Origin of the sequence: Duganella violaceipulchra (assembly GCF_019166075.1) — a bacterium.
GTDB lineage: Bacteria > Pseudomonadota > Gammaproteobacteria > Burkholderiales > Burkholderiaceae_D > Rugamonas > Rugamonas violaceipulchra.
In genome coordinates this window covers 29457-44559 of the sequence record NZ_JAHTGR010000006.1, presented here as the reverse complement: position 1 = coordinate 44559, position 15103 = coordinate 29457, and the positions used below count along the sequence as shown (strand labels likewise).

Here is a 15103-nt window from a genome sequence, read left to right as displayed (position 1 = left end):
GCATCGTCATAGCGAAAGAGGAAGATGCGGCTGCGTCACATAGAGGTTTTTCACGCGATTATGCAAGTGGGCACCATCAGCGGCGCCGCACAGGTGCTGCACATCTCGCAGCCAGCCGTCACCAAGGTCTTGCAGCACTGCGAACTGCAACTGGGCATGCCGCTGTTCGAGCGCGTGCGCGGCAAGCTGTATCCCAAGCCGGAAGCGCACCGCCTGTTCGCCGAAACCGAAAAACTGAACCGCGACCTGCAAGGCATACGCCGCCTGGCCGCCAGCCTCAAGGGCCGCGCGGTGGAGACCATCCGCCTGGTGTCGACCCCGACCGTGGCCGCCAGCGTACTGCCGCAGGCGATGGGCAACTGGCGGCGCGCCTTCGCCGACACCCGCTGCGAACTGGCGACCCACCACACCAGCGAAATCGTCAACGCGCTGCGGCTGGGCGAGGCCGACTTTGGCCTGTCGCTGCAGGACCCGCGCCATCCCGGTATAGTCGCCGAGCCGATCGCGCAGGGCGTGATGACGGTGATCGCACCGCCGGGCCGCTGGTCCGCCGCGCAAATCGCGCAGCCGTTCACCGCGCCGGCGCTGGAAGGTGAGCTGATCGGCTACGCCGACAACGATCCGCTCGGCGACCAGGTGCTGGCCGCCTGCGAAGCACAAGGCATCACGCCGCATTTCCACACCGTCGTGCAGACCTACCAGATCGCCCGCTCGCTGGTGGAAGCGGGCGGCGGCATGGCGGTGGTCGATCCCTTCACCGCCGCATCGGGACGCGGACGCCTGCAAAGCCGGCCGTGGGCGCCGGAAATCACGATCCAGCTGTATCTGCTGACGCCGGCCCACGCGCCGCTGTCGCACGGCGCCAGCCAGCTGGCCGCCAGCATCGCCGAGGCCGCTCGCGCGCTGCTGGCCTAGGTCTTTATTCCTGGGAAATGTGGTTTAAAAGATACAAATGCCTTTCCTGAAAGTTCACGCCGCTGGCATGCTGCGGGGGAGAGCGCGACTTCATGACTAAAAGTTATAGCGGCAAAAGCTAATTTCATTGGCTGGTCAATGAGGCAAGGCGCTAATCTGGAAAAATAAGCATTCAGTTTCACCACAGGGAGAGACCGTGAAGGTTAAAAAACTGGCGCATATGATTGCGCTGATGGGCGTGTTCGCCCCGGCGGCAGGTCCGGTATTCGCACAGGACGGCGCCGCCGTCATGCAGCGCGTGGAAATCACCGGCAGCAGCATCAAGCGGCTGGCGAAGGAGGGCGCGTTGCCGGTCCAGGTGATCAACTACGACACCATCGAGAAATCCGGCATCACCAGCACCGAGCAGCTGATCCGCAGCCTGTCCGCCAACGGCACCGGCGCAGACAACATGACCTCCGGGAACAACGTCTTTGGCGCCGATGCCGACCGCGTCAGCGGCGGCGCTTCGTATGCGTCGCTGCGCGGCCTTGGTCCCAACAGCACCCTGGTGCTGCTCAACGGCCGCCGCATCGCCACTTTCGGCGCCAGCGCCAAGGCGGTCGACTTGAATGCGATCCCGCTGGGCGCCATCCAGCGCGTGGAGATCTTGAAGGACGGCGCCTCGGCCATCTACGGCACCGACGCCATCGGCGGCGTCATCAACTTCATCTTGCGCACAGACTATCACGGCCTCGAAGTCTCGCTCAACGACAATTTCACCCAGCATGGCGGCGGCGCCAACCGCAGGCTGTCGCTGTTGGGCGGCGTCGGGTCGTTGCAGAAGGAGGGTTTCAACGTCATGGGCAGCGTCACCTATGACAACAACGAAAAGCTGAGCTCGCACGACCGCGCCTTCGCCAACGGCTTCCAGCCCGAGCGCGGCCTGTCGCCGGACACCACCGGCACGCCCTATGCCAACCAGCTGAGCGGCGCCGGCACCGCCCTGGGCACCGGCTTCAAGCGGCCGGGCGATCCGACCACCTATCTGCAAGCGAACCCGCTCAGCTTCCAGGGCAAGTGCGATTCCATACCAGGCATGTCGCAATACCAGACCGCGTTGTGGAAGGATGTCACGGCGGCCACCCGCAGCACCTATTCCTGCGCCTACGACTACGGCGCCGACTACATCATCAACTTCCCGGTCGAGCGCCTGAACGCGGTCGCGCGCGGCACGCTGCAAATCAGTCCCGACCACAAGCTGTTCGTCGAGGCGCTGTACGGCCACAACAAGGCCACGGCGGAATTCACCCCGGTGCAGATCTCGACCTCGCTGGCCAACGGCAATGCTTATCCGGTCGGCGGCGCGTACTACCAGGACCTGTCGGCCTTCATTCCAAGCTTCGACAAGACCAAGCCCATCATCTACAAATGGCGCGCCAACCCGTGGGGCAACCGCATGCAGGAGGATGTCACCGACAACGCCCGCCTGCTGATCGGCGCGGAAGGCGTATTGCTCGGCAAGTGGGACTACCGCGCCGGCCTGTCGCACGGCGAGAGCACGACCAAGACCGCGCTGATCGGCGGCTACGGCTACACCAGCAAGATCTACTCCGCGCTGGGCAGCGGCATCATCAACCCCTGGCTCAGCGCCGGACAAAGCCAGACGCCGGAAGCCATGCAGTTGATCGAATCGACCAGATTCAACGGCGCTTTCCAGCACGGCAAAACCAGCTTGACCCAGTTGGACGGCAACCTGTCCGGCGAAGTCTGGCAGTTGCCGGCTGGTCCGGTGTCGATGGCGGTCGGTTTCGACTTGCGCCGCGAAGGCTACAACTTCGCCCAGGATGTCGACGCCACACAGATCCTGCTGTCGCCAGGGAACGCCGCCTTGAACGAAGCCAGCCGCGACATCAAGGCGGTCTACACCGAGTTGATTATTCCGATCACCAAGGAGCTGGAAACCCAGCTGGCCCTGCGCCGCGACCACTACAGCGTATTCGGCTCGACCACCAATCCGAAGATCTCGTTCCGCTACCAGCCGAACGGCATGCTGGTGTTGCGCGGCTCGGCCAACAAGGGCTTCCTGGCGCCGAGCTTCACGCAGCTGTATTCCGGCCGCTTGTCGCAGGAACTGCCGAACGGGATCATCGATCCGGTCTACTGCCCGAGCCATCCCGGCGATCCTGCCTTCTGCGCCATTGCGCGCCTGCCTTACTTCAGCGGCGGCAATCCCGCGCTCAAGCCGGAAACCTCGAAGCAGGGCAGCTTGGGCATGGTGATCGAGCCGGTGCGCGGCTACTCGGCATCGATCGACTACTGGGCCATCAACTCGCAGAACCGCATCCTGAACCGCACGCCGCAGATCGTGCTGGCCAACGCGGCGCTGCTGTCGCAGAACATCATCCGCAATCCCGACAACACGATCAACTACGTCAACGCCGGCTGGATCAACGCCGCCGGCACCAAGACGCGCGGCGCCGACGTGAGCCTGCGCGGCGAGGGCAAGCTCGACAGCTACAAGTGGGCCTTCAACCTGGATGGCACCTACACCCGGAGCTTCAAGTTCGCCGAGATCGAAGGCCAGCCCTACCAGGAATATGTCGGCAACTTCTACAGCCGCGACCTGTACCTGCGCTGGAAGCACAACGCCAGCCTGAGTCTGTCGCGCGGCGACTGGAGCGGCATGCTGATCCAGAGCTACAGCACCGGCTACAAGGACCAGCTGCCGGACGGCGGCAAGGCGGCGCCGCCCCCCGGCTTCAACCCCAACGTGAAGGCCTACACCAAGTACGATTTGTCGGCGAGCTACACCGGCTTCAGGAACGTCACGATCACGCTCGGCATCCAGAACCTGCTCGACACCGATCCACCGTTCACCGCGCACAACGTGGATGAAGTGGTGGGCGCAGGTTGGGATCCACGGGTGGCCGATCCGCGTGGGCGAGCACTCAACGTACTGCTCAAGTATAAGTTCCTGTAATGACGGCAGACCATGGCCGGCGGCGGTTCGGCAATCTGCTGGCCGCCGCGGCGTTGGCGGCGGCTACCAGCGCCGCGGCGGCCGCGCCGGCCGGGAGGAAGACCATGCGACTGCTTAAACCGCGCCGTCTGCAGCCGGGAGACCTGGTTGGCCTGATCGCCCCCGGTGGCCACACCAATGATGCGGCGCTGGCCCAGGCCGTGGCCAATATCGAATCGCTGGGCTTGCGGGTGCGATTGGGCGGCAACATCCACTACGTCTACGGCAATTACGCCGGCACGGTCGAGCAGCGGCTGGCGGATTTGCACGCGATGTTTGCCGATCCGGACATCAAGGCGGTGTGGGCGGTGCGCGGCGGCTCAGGCTGCATCTCGCTGCTGGAGCACATCGACTACCGGCTGATCCGCGCGCATCCCAAAGTGCTGATCGGCTATTCCGACATCACCTGCCTGCACCTGGCCTTGCTCAAGAAAGCAGGGCTGGTGACGTTTCACGGGCCGGTGGCCACGTCCACCTTTTCCGACTACTCGGTGGAGCAACTGCGCAACGTGCTGATGGCGCCGCAAGCCAACTACACGATCGCCATGTCTGCGGACAATCCAGCGCCGCGCACCGTGCACGGCGGCGTGGCCACTGGGCGCCTCATCGGCGGCAACCTGTCGCTGGTCAGCGCGCTGGCCGGCACACCGTACGCGGCCGATTTCAGGGGCGCCATTCTGTACCTGGAGGAAGTCAATGAAGAACCCTACCGCATCGACCGCATGATGACGCAGCTCCAGCTCAGCCTGGGCTACCGCCATGCCGCCGCCGTCGTGCTGGGCATCTTTGAAAATTGCGAAGGCGTGGACGGCGAGAGCGCGCTGTCGCTGGAAGATACCGTCGACCAGCACCTGCTGCCGCTGACCCGGCCGGCCGTGGCGGGCTACTCCTTCGGCCACATCCGGCACCAATTCACGCTGCCCGTCGGCCTGCGCGCCAGGCTGGACACGGAGCAGCAAACCCTGACCTTGCTGGAGCCGGCCGTCAGCTAAAGACGGCAGTCCATTATCCAATTGGAGTGGCCGAAATCAGCGTTATAATGTTCAATATATTTAACATTATGTGGTGACGGGTATGAACCTAGCCCAAATTGGTGGCGAAATTCACAGCAGGCGTATTCAGGTTGGCCTGCTGCAGGAGCATGTCGCCAAATTTTCTGGGCTCTCCCGCGTAACCATTAATCAACTGGAAAACGGCACGCTGAAGGACCTCGGCTACTCCAAATTAAAGACTGTGTTGGATATTTTAGGACTCGATGTGGAGACCGTCCAACCCGCTGGAATGAAGAGTGCGCTTGAGGTTGTCGCGCGCAGCGTCAGTACCAGCTACCGGGACGCGGTCACCCCTCCCATGTTGTCGGCGATGCTACGTTCTGGCGTGGCGCCGGAACAATTTCATCCGCATTTGATGGCTTTGCTCGATGAGACGCCCTTGCCGATTGTAGTGAAGGCGATCGCCGAGGCTGCGACCCCCGATGTACCTGCAAAGAAAATCATGAAGAACCTCAGTCTTTGGGCGACGCAGTGGAAGGTTTGCCGAGCGGTCTGGTAATGGCCAGTTCACCTGTGATTCCCCGGACTTGGGAAACCTTGTTTTCGCACGCGATGACACTCATCGGTGAAATCGCCAAGCACGGCCGCGTGGATCCATTCTGGACCATGGGCGGAGGTACAGTGCTCATGCTTCGGTACAGCCACCGTTACAGCAAGGACATCGATATTTTCGTGCCTGATCCACAGTCGCTGGGTTTCGTCACGCCCCGCCTAAGTGATGTCGCCGAATCGATCACAACCGATTACGTGGAAGATGCCAGCTACGTTAAGCTATTTCTTCCGGAAGGCGAGATCGACTTCGTGGCGGCCCCAAATCTAACGACACCGGGGTTTGAGATGCAGACGATCCTCGGGCATGAGGTGCGGGTGGAGAGTTCGATTGAGATCATCGCGAAAAAAATGTGGCATCGGGGCGATCGCATTACGGGACGCGATATCTTTGACTTTGTCCTGATAGTCGAGCGCGAACCCGAAGTGTTAATGTCGGCGCACGAATTCATGACCAGGCATGTGACGGCGATATTTCAGCAGCTCGATGAACGACATGCACAACTGAAACAACAGTTCGACGCGATTGATGCCCTGAATTTTCATCCGAGCTTTGAGCAGGCCTGTTGTTCGCTGAAAGGTTCGCTGAAAGGTTCGCTGATCGCCATGGTCGACACACAAGCCCAAAAGGATACGGCGCTCCGCCATGGGCAACCGCAGAAGTAGAACCATGACCACGATCAGCATGCTGCGCGGCTCAGTATTGTCGACCCGCATCACGGCAGGGATTTGTTACACTGCGTCCTTTTTCAAGCTTCAAGGAACACCATGGCCATCCCAACCGAGTTGCGCGCCTACGCGCTGCATTGCCTGCTAGAGAACGACCCCGCCTCCAAAGTGGCGGCAGTCGCCGCGATGGCGGCGGCGTCGCGCGCGGGCGAGTGCGGGCTGGAGCCGGCGGGCGCCATCGTGCCGGCAGGCGCCATTCCGGGCCGGCCGGAAAAGCCGGAACTAGTGCCGCCGCTGTCGGTGGGACGGCGTTCCATGGCAACGGTGGAGGGCAGGGCCATGCTGATCCACGCGCTGGCCCACATCGAATTCAACGCCGTCAACCTGGCGCTCGATGCGCTGTGGCGCTTCCCGGACTTGCCGCAGGAGTACTACATCGACTGGCTGCGCGTGTCCGCCGAGGAGGCGACCCACTTCGCGATGCTGTCCGCACATTTGCAAACGCTGGGCTACCAGTACGGCGATTTCCCTGCCCACGACAGCCTGTGGGAGATGGTCGGCAAGACCACCGAAGACGTGCTGGCGCGCATGGCGCTGGTGCCGCGCACGCTCGAAGCGCGCGGGCTCGACGCGATCCCGCCGCTGCGCGCCAAGCTGGCCCAGGCCGGTGACCGCGACGCCGCAGCCATCCTGGACATCATCCTGCGCGACGAGGTTGGCCATGTCGAGATCGGCAACCGCTGGTACAACTACCTGTGCCAGCAACGCGGTCTGGAGCCACGCGCCACCTATGCCGAACTGGCGATCCGCTACAAGGCGCCGACGCCGCGCGGACCGTTCAACATCGAAGCCCGCCTGAAAGCCGGCTTTACCGAGGAAGATATCCGCGCTCTGTAACAGCAAGCGCGGCGCTAAGTCTCCGCCGCTTCTCTGTTTCTAAAATATCGCCCGGGCGACGCGCCGAAATGGCGCTTGAACATGACGATGAAGTTGCTGGTCGTGGCATAACCCAGCGCATCGGACACGGCGTTCACCGATTCGCCCTGGGCCAAGCGCTCCAGCGCGATCGACAACAGGAATTGCTGCCGCCACTGGCCGAAGCTGCAACCGGTTTCGCTGCGAAACAGCCGGCTCATGCTGCGCGCCGACAGACCCGCCCAGTCCGCCCAGTCGGCGAGGCCGCGGCCTTCGCCCGGCGCGGAGGCCAGTTCGGCGGTGATGCGCAGCAGGCGGCGGTCCTGCGGCATCGGCAGGTGCAGGGCCGCTTGCGGTTGCTGGTGCAGTTCATCCAGCAGCACCGACAACACGCGTTGCTGCGGCGGCGTCAGCGCCGCCTGTCCGGTCCACGTGGCGGCCTGGCGCACCAGCGCCCGCATGATCTCGGTCACGCCGATGACGGTGGGGTGGGGCGGCAGTTGCGCGCTGGCGGCCGGCGTCAGCAGCACGGTCCAGCCACTGCCCGCTCCCGTAATGCTCACTTTATGCAGCTCACCCGGGGGCAGCCAGCCCGCTCGTTGCGGCGGCAGCAGCCACGAACCGGTCGCGGTCCGCACATGCACCAGGCCGCTCTCCACGCAGAAAACCTGGCCGCGATGATGACGGTGCCAATCATATTCCCGCGTCCCCAGTTGAAACTCACTATCCTGGCCAGGATCGCCCCTCAGCACGATCAGTTCGGGGCCATCCAGGCGCTCGCTGTGATTTTCCGGCATGGCTCAAATTCATTATTTATTGACCAAACCACGTTATCACTGCATGGCCGAATTGTCCAATACTGGCGTTCTTCGCAACCCATCAGGACTAACACCCATGCAGAAAAATCGATTCCGCGTCGCCATCATCGGCGCCGGCCCCGGCGGCCTTTGCCTGGCCCAGGGGCTGAAGCGGCAAGGCATTGCGTTCGACGTGTACGAACGCGACGCGGCGCTGGACAGCCGCCCCCAGGGCTATCGCCTGCGCATCAATGCCGACGGCCAGGCGGCGCTGCGCGATTGCCTGCCGCCGCAGTTGTACGCCTTGTTGCAGGCCAGTTGCGCGCAGGATCTCGGGCAGGTCCAGGCGCTGGACGTCCTGCTCAACAGCGCGGCGGCCTGGAACGACGCCTGGGACAAGGAGCCGGACCTCAAGGCCCACCGCCAGACGCTGCGCGAGGCGCTGTTGTGCGGCATCGCCGACAGGGTCCACTTCGGCAAGGAGCTGCGCGAGCTCGGCCGCCACAGCGACGGCCGCGTGTCGTTTGATTTCGCCGATGGCACGCGCTGCCGGGCCGATCTGCTGGTCGGCGCCGACGGCAGCCAGTCGCGCGTGGCGGCGCAGTGCTTCCCCTCGGCTGGCGGCGGCGATACCGGCGCTGTTTGCATCTACGGCAAGGCGGCGTTGGATAGCGAGGCGGTCGCGCCGCTGCTGCGCCGGGGCACGTCGGTGGTGTTCGGCGACGATCTGGCGCTGGTGCTCGACGCCATGCGCTTTGCCGACGCGACGTCGCTGACGCCGGTCGACGACTACCTGTACTGGGCGATGATAGGGCGGCGCGAACGCTTCGGCCTGGGCGCCCAACTACCCACGGCGGACGGCGCCGTGCGGCGCTGGCTCACCACCGTCAGTGAACATTGGGCAACGGGACTGCGCGCGGTGTTTGACGCCACGCCGGACGGCACGCTGGCCATGCTGCCGGTGCGGCAGGCGTGCGCGCCGTTGGCGACGGTCGCGGGCAGGGTGACCGCGCTGGGCGACGCGCTACATGTGATGAGCCCGGCAAGTGGCCTGGGTTGCAATAGCGCGCTGCGCGATGCCGCCGCGCTGGCCACGCAACTGTCGGCGACGTTGGCGGGCGCTGCAACGCTGGAGCAGGCCGTGGCGCGATACGAACACGAGATGCGACTGCGCGCGGGCGCGGCGCTGGCGGCCTCGACGCGAGGCGGCCAGCAGTTGTACGGCGCTGTGCGCGGGGCGGCGGACGGGCGCTGACGGCCAGCGGCCCGCCGCGGCGTCAGTCCTGGTCGCTTGCGATGACGACCTGTCCCCGCCCCAGCTGCTTGGCCTGGTACAAGGCGGCATCGGCCCGTTGCAGCAGGGTGGCGGGCGCATCGTCCTGCAGCGGACACATGACAGCCACGCCGACGCTGACCGTGACCACGGGCGCGGTTGCCGAGTCCAGATGCTCGATGGCCAAGTCCCGCACGGCCTGCTCGACCCGCTCGGCCAGCGCGCGGGCGGCTGTGGCGTCGGTTTCCGGCAGCAGGCAGAGGAACTCTTCGCCGCCATAGCGCGCCGCCAGGTCGCCGGCCCGCTGCATGGCCGAGGACAGCGCGCCGGCCACCCGTTTGAGGCAGTCGTCGCCGGCCTGGTGGCCATAGCGGTCGTTATAGCGCTTGAAGAAATCCACATCGATCATCAGCGCCGCCAGCGGCATGCCGCTGCGCAGACAGCGCCGCCATTCGATCTCCAGCCGCTCGTTCAGGTGGCGCCGGTTGGCGATGCCGGTCAGGCCGTCCACGAAGGCCAGCGCGTGCAGCGCGTCGACATACTGCTTCAGTTGCAAATGCGCGCGCACCCGGTGGCGCAGCGTCAGCGGATTGACCGGCTTGGTCACGAAGTCGGCGCCGCCGGCTTCCCAGCAGGCGTTTTCCTCCTCCGGCGTGGTGCCGGCGGTCACGAAGATGACGGCGATGCCGCGCGTATCGGGGCTCTGTTTCAGGCGGCGGCATACTTCCAGGCCATCCAGGCCGGGCATGACGACATCGAGCAGCACCAGGTCGGGCGCGCTGCGCTCGCACAGCTCCAGCGCCTGCGCGCCGCCGGTGGCGACAAACAGTTCATATTCGTCCGCCAGGATCTGGTGCATCAGCCGCAGATTGGCCTGCTGGTCATCCACCAACAGCACTTTGCCGCGTCGTGCGCCGGGCTGTACGTTTATGGTCATTTTATCTTTCCGGTTACGATGGTTCGGCCAATAATTGACGCTGCATGGCGTCGCAATGCTGCGCCGCCGCCGCGAAGTCGAAGCGTTCGATGGCGTCGTTCATCTCGGCGAACGCCGCCGGCATGCACTGTCCATAGTCGCGCAGCAGGGCCTCGAACAGCGGCAAGGCGTCCAGATTCGAGGCCGCCAACAAGCCGTGCAGCTTGCCCAGCGTCGCCGGCAGCGCCGCCGGATCGGCCGCCGCGGCGGACAGCGCCGGTTCCAGGCGTTCCAGCTCCAGTGCCAGCGCGGAGGCGCTTTCAGCCGCCTGGCGCGCCACCGTCATCAAATCCGCGTGCGCGGCGGCCCACGCGGCGGGACTGGCCTGCTCGCGCACCAGCTGCTCCAGCGCGGACGCGGCCGCCGCCAGCGCGTCGGCCCCGACGGTGCCGGCCACGCCCTTGAGGCTGTGCAGCGCGGCCGCACTGGCCGCGCTGGCGCCGGGCAGCAGCGGCACCTGGTCCTCCAGCGTGGCCAGTTCCGCCGCGAAACCGCGCAGCGCGCGCCGGTAGAACAGCATATTGCCGCCGAAGCGGGCCAGCGCCGTCCCGCCTTCCAGGCCAGGCCGGGTCAACTGCGGCGTCGACCGGGCCGGCGCCGCCGCCAACGCGTCCGGCTTGTTTCTGCCGGTATGGCGGCAGATGGTCTCGACCAGTCCGGGCAGGTCGAACGGCTTGCCGACATGGTCGTTCATGCCGGCGGCCAGCGCCAGTTCACGGTCGCTATCCATGACATTGGCGGTCATGGCGATGATGGGCAAGCGCTCGCCCTTGGGCTGCGCGCGGATGGCGCGGGTGGCGGTGTAGCCATCCATCTCCGGCATTTGTATATCCATGAGCACGCAGTCGAAGGGCGGCAGCGCGTCCTGGACCGCCCGGATCGCCGCCTTGCCGTCGTTGGCGACCTCGACATTCGCGCCGGCCTGGCCGAGCAGTTCGAACGCCACTTGCTGGTTGGTCGGATTGTCCTCGACCAACAGCAAGCGCATGCCGGCCAGCGGGCGCCCGCCGGTGGCTGGGCGGACGGTGGCGCTATCCAGCGTGCCGGCCGCATGGAGCGCCTTGGCAACCGCGTCGAACAGCATCGACGGTGTGGCCGGCTTGACGACCACGCCGTCCAGCACCGTGTCGTCTTTCTGTTGCAGGGCCAATGCTTCCCGTCCGTACGCAGTGACCATGATGATCAGCGGCGGCCGGCCGGACGAAGCCCGCTGGCGGATGCGCAGCGCGGTGTCCCAACCGTCCATGCCGTGCATGCGCCAGTCGATGAACACCACGTCATAGGGACGAGCGGCGCCGCGCCCGATGGCGGCCAGGGCGTCGCCTCCGCCGGGCACGGCATCGACCGTCCAGCCAAACGACGCCAGCATGGCGGTCATCGAGGCGCGTGCGGTCTCGTGGTCATCCACCACCAGGCAGTGCTGCGGCTTGAGCCCGGTGGCGCCGGGGCCGGCCACCGCCGGCGCCGGCGCGCGCTGGCAGGCGATGCTGAAGGAGAAGGTGCTGCCCTGGCCGACGACGCTCTCGACCGTCAGCACGCCGTCCATCATGGCCACCAGGCGCTGGCTGATGGACAGCCCCAGGCCGGAACCGCCGTAGCGGCGCGCGGTGGAGGCCTCGGCCTGGGAAAAGCCGACAAAGATGCGCTGGCATTGCTCCGCCGAGATGCCGATGCCGGTATCGCGGATGCCGAAGCCCACGCGCAGCGCGTCGGCGCCGTATTTGGCGAGGTCGCGCGGTTTCGGCGGCAGCGCTTGCACCGACACCACCACTTCGCCTTGCTGGGTGAATTTGATGGCGTTGCCGGCCAGGTTGATCAGCACCTGCTGCAAGCGCATGGCGTCGCCGATGATCCAGTCGGGCAGGGCGGGGTCGATCTGGTAGGAGATTTCAATCTCCTTGTCGGCCAGGTTGGCCGCCAGGATCACGCTGATCTCGCGCAGCAGCTGGTCGTTGCTGAAGGGATGGGGATCGAGCGTGAGCTTGCCCGCTTCCACGCGGGAGAAATCGAGGATATCGTTGAGGATGCCCAGCAAGGCGCGGCCGGCGCCTTCGGCCTTGCTGGCGTAGTCGAGCTGGCGCACGTCGAGCGCGGTGGTTTTCAGCAAGGCCAGCATGCCCAGCACCGCATTCATCGGCGAGCGGATCTCATGGCTCATATTGGCCAGGAACTCCGACTTGGCCCGGTTGGCGCTGTCGGCCGCCTCGGTGGCGGCGCGCAGCGTGGCTTCGGCCTGATGCTGGGCCGTGATGTCGCGGTTGATGCCCAGCACCCTGATCGCCTTGCCCTGGGCGTCGCGCTCGACCGAGGCGGCCGCCTGGATGTAGCGCAAGCTGCCGTCGTCGCGCACGACGCGGAACACCGGATCGTATTTGTCGGTGCCGGCGACCAGGCCCATCAGTTTGGCCACGGTGGCGTCGACATCGTCCGGATGGATGTGCTGGCGCCAATGCTCGTGGTGCAGTGCGCCGCCGTAGGCGTCCGGCGCGATGTCGTAAAAGTCGTACATGCGCGGGTTCCACTCCAGCAAGCCGGTGTCCAGGGTCCAGCTCCAGATGCCCAGTTCGGCCACTTCGGCGGCGTCGAGCAATTGATCGCGGGCAGCGACCAGCACCCGCCGGTCCTGCTCGCGCGCCGTGATGTCGGAGGCGATGCCCAGGTAGCCGTTGATGGCGCCGTCCGCGCCGCTCAGGGCGGTCACCGACAGCAGCACCGGGAAGCGCGTGCCGTCGCGGCGGATGTAGGTCCATTCGTTCTCGTCCGCCAGGCCGCGCCGGGCCTTGGCGACGAAGGTCTCGAAGCCGGCTTCCACCGGGGTGTGCAATTCCTGCGACAGCACGGCCGCCCGCGCCACCACTTCGTCCGGATCGTGCAACACGGCGGGCGTCATCCGCCCCAGAACTTGATCTGCCGCATAACCGAGCATATGCTCCGCGGCCGGATTGAACAGCTGAATGACGCCCGCCTCGTCGGTGGCGATGATGGCGTAGGAGGCGTGGTCGAGAATGGCCCGTTGCAGCATGGTGACCGATTCAAGATGCAGGGTGCGCTGGCGCACCTGCTGCTCAAGCGTCGCGTTCATGTCGCGGATGCGCTGGTTGGCCGTTTCCTGCTCGCCGATGTCGCGCACGGTCTTGGCGGCGCCGATCACGCGGCCGTCGGCGTCGCGGATCGGCGACGAGGTGATGGAGACGGTCAACAGCCTGCCGTCCCGGTGGCGGCGCCGGGTGTGCAGGTCGGCGACGCCGTCGCCGGCGGCGATGCGGCGCAAGATCTGCGCTTCCTCGTCCGCCGCATCGGCCGGGACGATGAGTTCCGCGAGCGGGCGGCCAATGGCCTCCGCCGGCGCATAGCCGAACATCTGCGCCGCGCCCTGGTTCCAGCTGGTAACGACGCCGTCCAGCGTCTTGCCGATGATGGCGTCGTGGGAGTTTTCCACAATGGCGGACATGCGGGCCTGGTATTCATCCACCTTGCGCCGCTGGCGCAGATACAGCTGGGCCGCCGCGCCGACCAGCACGGCGCCCACCACCATCGCCAACAGGACGCCGAGCCGCATCGTCGTCATGGCGCTGGCGACGGCGGTATCGGTGGTCGCCAGCATGAAGTGGTAGTCGCGCGCAGGCGCGGCCGGATCGAGTCTGATCCGCGTTTCCGCCACAAACAGCGACTGCCCATTGTCGGCCGTGACCCGCTGCAATGCGGTCGACAATTCGCCGCCGTGGGCGGGAGTGAATTCGTCCTGCCGGCGCCAACGCCGTCCCAGTTCAAAACCATAGGTGCGCGACGGGTCGGGGTGCAGCACGAAGTCGCCGGCGGCATTGGTCAGGTAGGCGCGGAAGCCGGTCGGCAGATTGGCGCTGAGCGGGCGCATGATCGCAGCGACGTCATAATTGATGACCACCACGCCAAACACCTGTCCCGCGCTGTTGTACACCGGCGTGGCCGCGCGCAGGGTGGCCAGGTGCGGTAGCTGCAGCACGCCGCGTTCGCGGTTAAGGTCAATTTCCGACAGATAGGTCTGGCCGGCCGGCAGGCGCATCGCCATGCGCATGTAGTCCCGGTCACCTTTTTGCTGGAGCTCGGCCTTGGCGGTAACGGCCAGCTTGCCGCCTGTGCGGTCGATCCGGATGCGCTCCCTGCCATGATCGGCCACGCCGATCAGGCGCAGCTGGGTGATGTCCGGGTTGGCGGTGGCGTAGGCGCTGAAGATGTTGACCAGCCGCGCTTCCCAGTTGGCGCTGGGCGTGCTTTCCTGGGCATCGAAACCGCTATTGCCCTCGGCGCGGGCCAGCCCGGCGACGGGCGGCACGCTGGCCAGGAAGATGGCGTCGCGCCGCAAGTCTTCCAGCTTGCGCTGCAAGATGCCGGCGTTGGCGATGCTGCGGCCGCTAATGCGGATTTCCAGCTCCGTCAGCGTTTGCTGGCCTTCATAGCGGCCGAGCGCGTACAGGACGAAGACCACGGTCACCAGCGCGGCGAGGGCGGCGGCCAGCGCGCGCCGGGCACTTCCGCGCGCCAGCGGGCGCGATATCAACGACTGCATGGCCGTGGCCCTTTCGCTACTGGTCGGGTGGCTTGGCGCCGCCGAGCGAGGCGGCGACATGATTGAGCGCGTCCAGCACGGTGCCGGGATTGAATGGCTTGAGGATGAAACCGTTGGCGCCGTCCCGCATCGCAGTTTCCACTGTGCCACGGTCGTTGCAGGCTGTCACCATTAAAATCGCACAGGCGGGCAACAGCGCGCGGATGCGCCGCAACAGTTCCGGGCCGTCCACGTCCGGCAGGCGCACGTCGAGGCAGACGATGGCGGGGCGGATGGCCAGCAGCCGTTCCAGCGCCTGCTCCGCGGTCCCGGCCTCGCCAACCACCTGATACTGCTCGCCTTGTATCATCATGCGCAACAGCGTGCGCGTCATGGCGTTGTCGTCCACGATGAATACCGGGGTTCTCGTA

11 protein-coding genes are annotated in these 15103 nt (G+C 65.8%); 7 read left to right on the top strand and 4 right to left on the bottom strand.

Going from position 1 to position 15103, the window contains the following annotated elements:
- Positions 1-24 precede the first annotated feature (24 nt).
- The 6 genes from KVP70_RS12790 (at position 25) to KVP70_RS12765 (ending at position 7083) form a co-directional block, all read left to right on the top strand.
- Positions 25-915 (top strand): LysR family transcriptional regulator, encoded by an 891-nt coding sequence (locus tag KVP70_RS12790; protein WP_217942614.1) that lies wholly within the window; start codon positions 25-27, stop codon positions 913-915.
- A gap of 196 nt (positions 916-1111) precedes the next feature.
- Positions 1112-3877 (top strand): TonB-dependent receptor, encoded by a 2766-nt coding sequence (locus KVP70_RS12785; RefSeq protein WP_262311688.1) that lies wholly within the window; start codon positions 1112-1114, stop codon positions 3875-3877.
- Positions 3877-4908: a S66 peptidase family protein gene (locus KVP70_RS12780; RefSeq protein ID WP_217942613.1), complete on the top strand. Its 1032-nt coding sequence runs from the start codon at positions 3877-3879 to the stop codon at positions 4906-4908. The genes KVP70_RS12785 and KVP70_RS12780 overlap by 1 nt, the downstream gene beginning before the upstream one ends.
- Before the next feature lie 82 nt (positions 4909-4990).
- Positions 4991-5467 (top strand): helix-turn-helix domain-containing protein, encoded by a 477-nt coding sequence (locus tag KVP70_RS12775; RefSeq protein WP_217942612.1) that lies wholly within the window; start codon positions 4991-4993, stop codon positions 5465-5467.
- Positions 5428-6183 carry a nucleotidyl transferase AbiEii/AbiGii toxin family protein gene (locus tag KVP70_RS12770; protein WP_229224787.1) on the top strand — a complete coding sequence of 252 codons (756 nt, stop codon included), beginning with the start codon at positions 5428-5430 and terminating at the stop codon, positions 6181-6183. The genes KVP70_RS12775 and KVP70_RS12770 overlap by 40 nt, the downstream gene beginning before the upstream one ends.
- Positions 6184-6285: 102 nt before the next feature.
- On the top strand, positions 6286-7083 hold the full coding sequence (locus KVP70_RS12765) for a ferritin-like domain-containing protein (protein ID WP_217942611.1): 798 nt from the start codon (positions 6286-6288) through the stop codon (positions 7081-7083).
- Positions 7084-7097: 14 nt separating this feature from the next.
- Here KVP70_RS12765 and KVP70_RS12760 read toward each other — a convergent pair whose 3' ends face one another.
- Entirely contained in the window at positions 7098-7898 is an 801-nt protein-coding gene (locus KVP70_RS12760) for an AraC family transcriptional regulator (protein WP_217942610.1), read from the bottom strand.
- Between the two features lie 97 nt (positions 7899-7995).
- On the opposite strand from KVP70_RS12760, the gene KVP70_RS12755 reads away from it, so the two are divergent.
- Complete coding sequence (locus tag KVP70_RS12755; RefSeq protein ID WP_217942609.1) at positions 7996-9153, top strand: FAD-dependent oxidoreductase; 1158 nt, start codon at positions 7996-7998, stop codon at positions 9151-9153.
- A 22-nt stretch (positions 9154-9175) separates the two neighbouring features.
- On the opposite strand, the gene KVP70_RS12750 is transcribed toward KVP70_RS12755, so the two are convergent.
- Genes KVP70_RS12750 through KVP70_RS12740 form a run of 3 tightly spaced genes read right to left on the bottom strand, consistent with a single transcriptional unit; the run spans position 9176 to position 15081 of the window.
- Positions 9176-10108 (bottom strand): diguanylate cyclase domain-containing protein, encoded by a 933-nt coding sequence (locus tag KVP70_RS12750; RefSeq protein ID WP_217942608.1) that lies wholly within the window; start codon positions 10106-10108, stop codon positions 9176-9178.
- 13 nt (positions 10109-10121) lie between these two features.
- On the bottom strand, positions 10122-14693 hold the full coding sequence (locus KVP70_RS12745) for a PAS domain S-box protein (protein WP_217942607.1): 4572 nt from the start codon (positions 14691-14693) through the stop codon (positions 10122-10124).
- Between the two features lie 16 nt (positions 14694-14709).
- A complete protein-coding gene (locus tag KVP70_RS12740) occupies positions 14710-15081 on the bottom strand; it encodes a response regulator (protein WP_217942606.1) in 372 nt (123 codons plus the stop codon).
- Positions 15082-15103 lie beyond the last annotated feature (22 nt).

Excerpts from the sequence above, each read along its gene's own strand:
- KVP70_RS12775 (WP_217942612.1), top strand. The coding sequence starts at position 4,991 with ATGAACCTAGCCCAAATTGGTGGCGAAATTCACAGCAGGCGTATTCAG.
- KVP70_RS12760 (WP_217942610.1), bottom strand. The coding sequence starts at position 7,898 with ATGCCGGAAAATCACAGCGAGCGCCTGGATGGCCCCGAACTGATCGTG.
- KVP70_RS12750 (WP_217942608.1), bottom strand. The coding sequence starts at position 10,108 with ATGACCATAAACGTACAGCCCGGCGCACGACGCGGCAAAGTGCTGTTG.
- KVP70_RS12765 (WP_217942611.1), top strand. The coding sequence starts at position 6,286 with ATGGCCATCCCAACCGAGTTGCGCGCCTACGCGCTGCATTGCCTGCTA.
- KVP70_RS12790 (WP_217942614.1), top strand. The coding sequence starts at position 25 with ATGCGGCTGCGTCACATAGAGGTTTTTCACGCGATTATGCAAGTGGGC.
- KVP70_RS12745 (WP_217942607.1), bottom strand. The coding sequence starts at position 14,693 with ATGCAGTCGTTGATATCGCGCCCGCTGGCGCGCGGAAGTGCCCGGCGC.
- KVP70_RS12755 (WP_217942609.1), top strand. The coding sequence starts at position 7,996 with ATGCAGAAAAATCGATTCCGCGTCGCCATCATCGGCGCCGGCCCCGGC.
- KVP70_RS12780 (WP_217942613.1), top strand. The coding sequence starts at position 3,877 with ATGACGGCAGACCATGGCCGGCGGCGGTTCGGCAATCTGCTGGCCGCC.